Origin of the sequence: Selenomonas sp. KH1T6 (assembly GCF_900108415.1) — a bacterium.
GTDB lineage: Bacteria > Bacillota > Negativicutes > Selenomonadales > Selenomonadaceae > Selenomonas_B > Selenomonas_B ruminantium_A.
The window spans coordinates 41,339-49,354 of record NZ_FNWN01000023.1; the positions used below are offsets into that span (position 1 = coordinate 41,339).

Annotated in this window: 7 protein-coding genes; all 7 read left to right on the forward strand. The window is 43.0% G+C overall.

All coding sequences use genetic code 11. The annotated features are described in order from the left end of the window. Nucleotides 1-91: 91 nt before the first annotated feature. The 7 genes from BLW59_RS12510 to cas2 all read left to right on the forward strand — a co-directional run bounded on the left by BLW59_RS12510 (nucleotide 92) and on the right by cas2 (nucleotide 7,850). A complete protein-coding gene (locus BLW59_RS12510; RefSeq protein WP_074698060.1) occupies nucleotides 92-2,332 on the forward strand; it encodes a CRISPR-associated helicase/endonuclease Cas3 in 2,241 nt (746 codons plus the stop codon). A gap of 215 nt (nucleotides 2,333-2,547) precedes the next feature. Next, the gene (cas5c, locus tag BLW59_RS12515; protein WP_074698061.1) at nucleotides 2,548-3,207 is read left to right on the forward strand and encodes a type I-C CRISPR-associated protein Cas5c; all 660 of its coding nucleotides are present in this window, start codon (nucleotides 2,548-2,550) and stop codon (nucleotides 3,205-3,207) included. Next, nucleotides 3,207-4,973, forward strand: coding sequence for a type I-C CRISPR-associated protein Cas8c/Csd1 (gene cas8c, locus BLW59_RS12520; RefSeq protein WP_074698062.1), 1,767 nt, complete (start codon nucleotides 3,207-3,209; stop codon nucleotides 4,971-4,973). Before cas5c ends, cas8c begins: the two co-directional genes overlap by 1 nt. Further along, nucleotides 4,966-5,859, forward strand: coding sequence for a type I-C CRISPR-associated protein Cas7/Csd2 (cas7c, locus tag BLW59_RS12525; RefSeq protein ID WP_074698063.1), 894 nt, complete (start codon nucleotides 4,966-4,968; stop codon nucleotides 5,857-5,859). The genes cas8c and cas7c overlap by 8 nt, the downstream gene beginning before the upstream one ends. Then, nucleotides 5,856-6,518, forward strand: coding sequence for a CRISPR-associated protein Cas4 (gene cas4 / locus BLW59_RS12530; protein WP_074698064.1), 663 nt, complete (start codon nucleotides 5,856-5,858; stop codon nucleotides 6,516-6,518). Before cas7c ends, cas4 begins: the two co-directional genes overlap by 4 nt. A gap of 1 nt (nucleotide 6,519) precedes the next feature. Continuing rightward, complete coding sequence (gene cas1c, locus BLW59_RS12535) at nucleotides 6,520-7,551, forward strand: type I-C CRISPR-associated endonuclease Cas1c (protein WP_074698065.1); 1,032 nt, start codon at nucleotides 6,520-6,522, stop codon at nucleotides 7,549-7,551. A gap of 8 nt (nucleotides 7,552-7,559) precedes the next feature. Then, nucleotides 7,560-7,850, forward strand: coding sequence for a CRISPR-associated endonuclease Cas2 (gene cas2 / locus BLW59_RS12540; protein ID WP_074698066.1), 291 nt, complete (start codon nucleotides 7,560-7,562; stop codon nucleotides 7,848-7,850). Nucleotides 7,851-8,016: the final 166 nt, after the last annotated feature.

Here is an 8,016-nt window from a genome sequence, read left to right on the forward strand (position 1 = left end):
TTAAGGCTGCGGGGAGACTGCAGCCTTCTTATGAATATAATGATTGCAATATTGTGAAATTAATATGGATATTTTGTGAGGATATATTTTTATGGCATATCTAGCTCATAAAAATCAAGAAGATGGCCGGGAGCAACTGCTGATAGCTCATTTGCGGGGAGTAAGTGAGAGAGCGGGGGAGTTTGCGGAGGCTTTTGGAGAGCAAGAGGCAGGAGAACTCGTTGGTTTATACCATGATATAGGCAAGTATTCGGCGGAATTTCAAGAATATTTACAACGTGGTGGCGGCAGGAAGGTAGATCATTCTACTGCAGGCGCTATAGAGTTGATGGCAAAGAGGTGTCAGATTTCTGTACCGTCAGCGTTTTGTGTGGCAGGGCATCATGGCGGACTTATGGATGGCGGGAATGCAAAAGTCGATACGACTGAGAGTAGAAATTTTTTTGGACGCATGAAGCGGAGACCGGGTAAAGAAATACCTGACTATAGGTCATACCGCGAAGAGTTTCAAGAAACGGAGGATAGAGGGCAATCTTCGCTTATTGGCACTTTAGGGCGTGATAAATTCGCAGGACAGTTTTATATCCGTATGCTTTTCTCCTGCCTTGTGGATGCGGATTTCCTTGACACGGAAGATTTTATGCAAGAGGATAAGGTGACCAGAGGTGGGTTTGACACAATAGAAACGTTGAAAGGGAAATTGGATGAATATATAGCGAAACATTATCTTGACAAGAATGGAAAACGATATGGGGAACCAATCAATCAGCGCCGTCGCAAGATATTGGAAGAGTGCATAAGTAATGGTGATTTGGTTGCGGATGAAGGACTGTGGAGCCTTACTGTACCAACAGGGGGCGGGAAAACCGTGTCCTCACTGGCTTTTGCGCTTCATCATGCGGTGCGCATGGGAAAGAAACGTATTATATATGTGATTCCCTATACAAGCATCATTGAACAAAATGCAAAAGTATTCAGAGATATACTGGGGAATGAAAATATTATTGAGCATCACTGCAATGCGGAATATCGTCGTCAGGATAATAAAGGTGAAGAGGAAGTTGTTGAGAGTGACAACTTGATGCGTTGGCAATTGGCTACAGAAAATTGGGATGCTCCTTTGATTGTGACAACTAATGTCCAGTTTTTTGAATCTTTGTTTGCAAACCGTACATCCAGGTGCCGTAAATTGCATAACATAGCAGGAAGCGTTGTTATATTCGATGAGGCACAAATGTTGCCCGTTGATTATTTGCTGCCTTGTGTGGCAGCTATAAATGAGTTGACCGAGCATTATGGGGTGACGGCTGTGCTTTGTACTGCTACACAGCCATCCTTGGATAAGATATTCTATAAGGAGTATCAGCGTGACATCAGGGAAATATGTCATAATGTGGTTGAAAACTATGATTTTTTTAGACGAAATAGGATTCAGTTGCTTGACGAGATGGTGACTGTGGAGGATATAGCCTCAAGGTTATGTAAGATAGAGCAGGTGCTGTGTATTGTCAATACGAAAAAGGCAGCGAGACTGCTATATGAAGAACTACAGTCTGAGGATGGAGTATTTTACTTGTCAACTAATCTTTGTCCTAGGCATCGCAGGAGCGTACTGGAGAAAATTCGCGAAGCGTTGGCAAGTGGCAAACCATGCAGGGTAGTATCTACCAGTTTGATAGAAGCTGGTGTAGATGTGGATTTCCCCTGTGTGTATAGAGAACTGGCAGGTCTGGACAGCATTGTCCAGGCTGCAGGTCGTTGCAACCGGGAGGGGCGTAATGATAGGGATGATAGTTGGGTGTATGTGTTTGCCTGGGCAGACAAGGCTTTAAGAAATGCGCAACAGAACATAAAGGCCTGCCGTGGTGCCACGGAATATGTGGCTGAAACCCATGGCGAGGATCTGGGGGCTTCGACAGCCATAAGTAGCTATTTTGAATTTCTTCACAAACTCGATGGAGGTGGTTTGGATAAAAAGAAGATAATGGAGTTGGTTAGAAAGGAGAATATGCCTTTCGCCAAGCTGGCAGAAAATTTTGTGCTGATCGAGACTCCAACCAGGCCAGTGCTTATTCCTTACGATGAGGATGGCAGGGAGATGGAACGTCAGCTACGTGCGGGCATAAGGTCGCGCAAGCTGATGCGTGAGGCTGGGCAGTACATGGTAAATGTGTATTGTGGCAAAGTGAGCAGTCCATTTGAGAAATTGGTGGCAGCCTGTATGGTAGATGTGCTGGATGAAACTGTGGCTATACTTGCTCACACGGATAGATATGATGAATCTGTTGGGTTGAAACAGGAGGTTGAAGACGGGCAGGGCATAATGTTCTAGCTACAAAAGTAGGCGGGGTGTAGAGTAATCTCCACACCCCGCTGTGCCGTGATACAATAAAAACGCAAATATTTCAATCCACATCGACATTGTCGATGACACTTCTTATATATGATACCAAATTTTTTTAATTTTGGCTATTGACAGATGAAATAGCGGGTAGTAGTATCATATACAATAAAACACAAATGAAAAATGATACGGGGGTGACGTAAGTGAGTTTCGGATTCCGAGTTGATGTGAGGGGAAAATATGCGTTGTTTTCACGACCGGAAATGAAAGTAGAAAGAGTTAGCTATGACTGCATGACTCCTTCGGCTGCAAGAGGAATCTTGGAGGCTGTTTTTTGGCACCCAGGTATGCAGTTTAAAATTGACAGAATTTATGTTCTTAATCCAATCAAGTTTGACAATGTGCGACGTAATGAAGTCAAAGCAAAGATTTCTGCTGCGAATGTTCTGAAAACTATGAATCAAGGGGGGGGAGAATTGTGTCTTGCTACATCTGAAAATATCCAGCAGAGGGCAGCGATGGTATTGAAAGATGTGCATTATGTTATTGATGCACATTTTGTTATGACAGATAAGGCTAACGCAACAGATAATACGGCTAAGTTTCATGAAATATTTCAGCGCCGCCTGAGAAAGGGGCAATGTTATCATATGCCCTATCTGGGGTGTCGTGAATTTGTGGCAGAGGTTCGGCCCTACGAGGCAAATGATATACAAACAGCTTACCCCGGTCAGGAAAAAGATTTGGGGTTTATGCTATACGACATGGACTACTCTAATCCTGATGATATCAAACCATTATTTTTTAGAGCCGTGTTGAAGAATGGTGTATTGGATATAACAAAGCCGGAGGTGTATGAATAATGCTGGAGGCTTTGGTTAGACACTATGAAAATTTGGTGGAGGAAGGAAAAGTACCAAGGAAAGGGTGGAGTTTGGCCAAGGTATCGTTTGCTCTGCGCTTGGACATGGATGGAAATATAATTCAGGTTTTTGATTTGCGTAACGAAGAGAAGCGGGGCAAGAAGATGTTGCTAGTTCCGCAGGAACTATTGGTGCCAGAACAGTCAAAGAGAGCAAGTGGGATAGTGGCACAGTTTATATGTGATAATTCCGGATACTTATTGGGGGTGGATAATAAAGGAAAGCAAGAACGTAGTGAGAAGTGCTTCCAGGCTTCATCTAAATTACACCAAGAAGTATTGTCAAATTGTTCGTCCGATATGGCTGTTGCAATTAAGAACTTTTTTTCTAATTGGGAGCCAGACAAAATATCTTCCTGTACGGCATTGAATGATGAATTAGAAGAAATCATGCAGGCAGGTAATTTAACATTTATGCTTGGAGATGAATTGGCAAATAACGATGAGGGAATTAAACAGGCATGGAAAAAATATTGTGAAGTACAAGCTGAATCTGACAAAAGGCAATGCTTGGTGACAGGTGAGATAGGTCCTATAGCACGTTTGCATCCCTCGATTAAAGGTGTGCGAAATGCCCAATCATCTGGTGCATCGTTGGTTTCGTTCAATGCGCCGGCATATGAATCATATGGCCATAATAATGGGCAGGGGATGAATGCACCTGTATCAGAATATGCAGCTTTTGCCTATGCTACAGCATTGAACACCTTACTAGCAGATAGTCGTCATGTTAAGGTTTTCGGAGATACAACGGTTGTTTATTGGGCGGAAAAGAATAATGAAATTTATCAGGACTGTTTTGGAGGCTTCGGTTTCCAAGATGATGATATTATGGATGAAGAAACTTTAGACTACATTTTTTCATCTGTAAAACAGGATAAACCTATAGACTATAAAGGGTTGTCAATAGATTACGATAACAGGTTTTATATTCTTGGTTTGTCTCCTAATGCTGCGAGATTGTCAGTTAGATTCTTTTTTGTCTCAAATTTTGGCAAAATATTGAAAAATATAATGAGGCATATGGAAGACTTGCAAATCATATGTCCGGCATATAGGAAGAAAAAACATATTCCTTTATGGTTGATGCTGTTGGCTACTGTGTCGCCTAAGTCTAAGGATAAATCGGCATCGCCATTATTGTCAGGAGCCGTACTAAAATCAATATTGATGGGAGGAAATTATCCAGCATCACTTTTTCAATATGTTATTTTGCGTATTCGGGCTGAACAGGATGATTCTGAGGCAAGTCCTCCACAGTACAAAATAACTTATGAACGTTGTGCGATAATAAAGGCGTATTTATGCCGCCGATACAGAAAGAGGGGGATAACTGTGGCATTAAATGAGAACGAAAATGATGTTGCTTATGTTTTGGGACGTATATTTGCTGTTTGGGAGCATATCCAATCAGAAGCTAATAATGGTATAAACACAACTATAAAGGATAGATACTTTGATTCTGCTTGCGCAACGCCAGCGAGGATTTTTCCGATTTTGCAGAAATTAGCGGGGCATCATCTCCGTAAATTGGAGGATTGGAAAAAAATACGCTTTGAAAAGCAGCTCACTTCCTTGATGGATAAACTGACAGCTGGAGAAATACCTAAAATGTTGCCATTGGAAGAGCAGGGAATGTTCATTTTAGGCTATTATCACCAAACACAGGCTAGGTATGCAAAAAAGGAGGAGAATGACAATGGCTGAAGTTATAAAAAATCGGTATGACTTCGTTGTGGTATTTGAGGTCGAAAATGGAAACCCTAATGGTGATCCGGATGCAGGTAATATGCCGCGTATAGATCAGGAAACTGGGCATGGATTGGTGACGGACGTATGTCTGAAGAGGAAAATTCGCAATTATGTGGAAGCTGCCTGTGATGGTAAGGCGGGGTATCGTATTTATGTAAAAGAACGTGTTCCGTTAGAAAGGAATAATAAAGAAGCGTATGATTATTTAGGGATTAAGGAATCTGAGATTAAGGATATTAAAAAGAAAGACCCAGATGTTGATGTCAAGATACGAGATTTCATGTGTCAGAATTTCTTTGATATCAGAACTTTTGGTGCTGTTATGACAACATTTGTCAATGCGAAATTAAACTGCGGTCAAGTGCGCGGACCTGTGCAGTTCGGATTTGCACGTAGCATTGATCCTATTATGCCACAAGAAATCAGCATTTCACGCCTTACTGTAGCTACGGAAGGAGAACTGGATAGCGGTAAGAATACCATGTTGGGGCGTAAGTTTGTTGTTCCGTATGCTCTTTACCGTGTAGAAGGATATATATCTGCTAATCTGGCTATAAAAACTACAGGTTTTAGTGAAGATGATTTGTCTTTGTTGTGGAAAGCTATAATCAATATGTTTGATATGGATCATTCGGCAGCTCGTGGTAATATGGCTGTGCGAAAACTGATAGTATTCAAGCATGAGAGTGAGCTTGGTAATGCTCCTGCATACCAGCTTTTTGAGAAAGTGCATATCCAAAGACGCGACACTGATAAACCGGCACGCTCTTATGGAGATTATGAGATTAGCATCGACAAAGAGGCTATGCCGACTGGTGTTACTTGTACGGAGATGATATGAGAAGATACAATGAAGAAGATTATCTGATGATTTCCGGCATACAGCATTTCGTCTTCTGCCGTCGTCAGTGGGCTCTCATTCATGTAGAGTGGCAGTGGCAGGAAAATCTTCGGACTGTAGAAGGAAAAATCGTCCATGAGCGTTGTCATGATGAGAAGTTTACTGAGAAAAGGCAGGATTTGCTGATTTGCCGGGGGATGCGTTTATTTTCTCCTAGCATGGGGGTGACTGGACAGTGTGATGTAGTGGAATTCACACAGGGAGAATCAGGGGCAGTGCTGCTTGGGCGTGAGGGCTTATGGCAACCCTGCCCTGTGGAGTATAAACGTGGCAAGCCTAAAATGGATGAATCAGATGCTTTGCAGCTTTGTGCACAAGCTATGTGCCTTGAAGAAATGCTTTGCTGTGAGATTTCTGAAGGGAATCTCTTCTATGACGAGATTCATAGGAGAGAAAAAGTTACTTTCACAGAGCAGATGAGACAGGATGTCAGAGATATTTTTGAGGAAATGCATGGCTACTATGAGCGTGGATATACGCCTAAGGCGAAATCGAGCAAAAAATGCACTTCGTGCTCATTGAAAGAACTTTGTTTGCCGAAGTTATCCAAAAAGCGGTCGGTAGAATCATATTATGAAGCCTGTGTGGAGGATATGTAGTATGAGGCGGCTTTTGAATACGCTGTTTATCCTGACGGAAGACACTTATCTTGCCCTGGAAAATGAAAATGTCGTGGTAAAGCGGGAAGATGAGGTCCTGGGAAGAGTTCCGTTGCTTACATTGGAAAACATCTTGTATTTTGGATATAAAGGTGCCAGTCCTTTCTTGATGGGAGAATGTGCCAAGCGCGGAATCGGCATGTGCTTTTTATCCCCACACGGCAGATTCTTAGCCAGAGTTTGCGGTGAGAATCCAGGCAACGTGTTGCTGAGAAAGAAGCAATACCATATATCCGAAGATGAAGAAGCGAGCTGCCTGTTAGCCAGAAATTTTATCGCAGGGAAGATGTTCAATGCACGAACTGTTTTGGAGCGTGCCAAGAGGGATCACCCTCTCAATGTGGATGTAGGCAAGATACAGGACGTAAGCAATGAACTGAAGTCTGCAGTAAGGGAAGCCAGGCGAGCACAGAGCGCAGAGATATTGCGTGGGATAGAGGGAAATGCGGCAAGTGCATATTTCTCTGTCTTTGATGACCTGATTTTACAAAATAAGGCGCAGTTCAAATTTGTAGGTCGCAGTAAGAGGCCGCCCATTGGAAGAGTGAACGCCATGCTGTCCTTTGCCTATACCATATTGGCGCATGATTGTGCATCGGCACTGGAAGGCGTGGGACTGGATGCTTATGTGGGATTTCTCCATTGTGACCGTCCGGGAAGGTTCTCACTAGCGCTGGATCTGATGGAAGAGTTACGGGCTGTGTATGCTGACCGATTTGTTCTGACACTTATCAATAACCGCGTGGTGAAGCCAGCGGACTTTGATGAGAAGGAAAATGGTGTTACCCTACTTAATGAAACTGGCAGGAAAAGATTCTTGCAGGAGTGGCAGGAGAGGAAACGCGACACTATGCTACATCCATTTTTAGAAGAGAAGATTTCATGGGGACTGGTGCCCTATGTGCAGGCATTACTGTTGGCCAGAACACTTAGGGGCGATTTGGAGGAATATCCGGCGTTTTTGTGGAAGTGAGGTAGAAAATGCTGGTACTGGTAACTTATGATGTGAATACGGAAACAGAAGGCGGCAAGAAAAGGCTACGTAACGTAGCTAAGTGCTGCGTCAAGTATGGGCAAAGAGTACAGAATTCTGTTTTTGAATGTGTATTGGATGAGGCTCAATATAAGTTGATGCAGCATCAACTGTTGGAAATAATTGATACAAACAAGGATAGTTTGCGTTTTTACAACCTTGGTAACAAGTATCAGGAGAAGGCAGAACACTTTGGTGCAAAGCCTGGATATCAAGCAGAGGGGGTGTTGATTATGTAGGGCGAAGATGTATCAAACATGTTTTATGGCAGCCGATTTATGCGGGCTGCTGTATATATTTTTGTCCTGGCAGGGAGGTTCGCGAAAAGTAAGTCGGGAAGCGTTGGGAAATAAGGACTTCTTCGCTAGGTAGTCGCCCCCTGTGTAGGGGGCGTGGATTGAAATA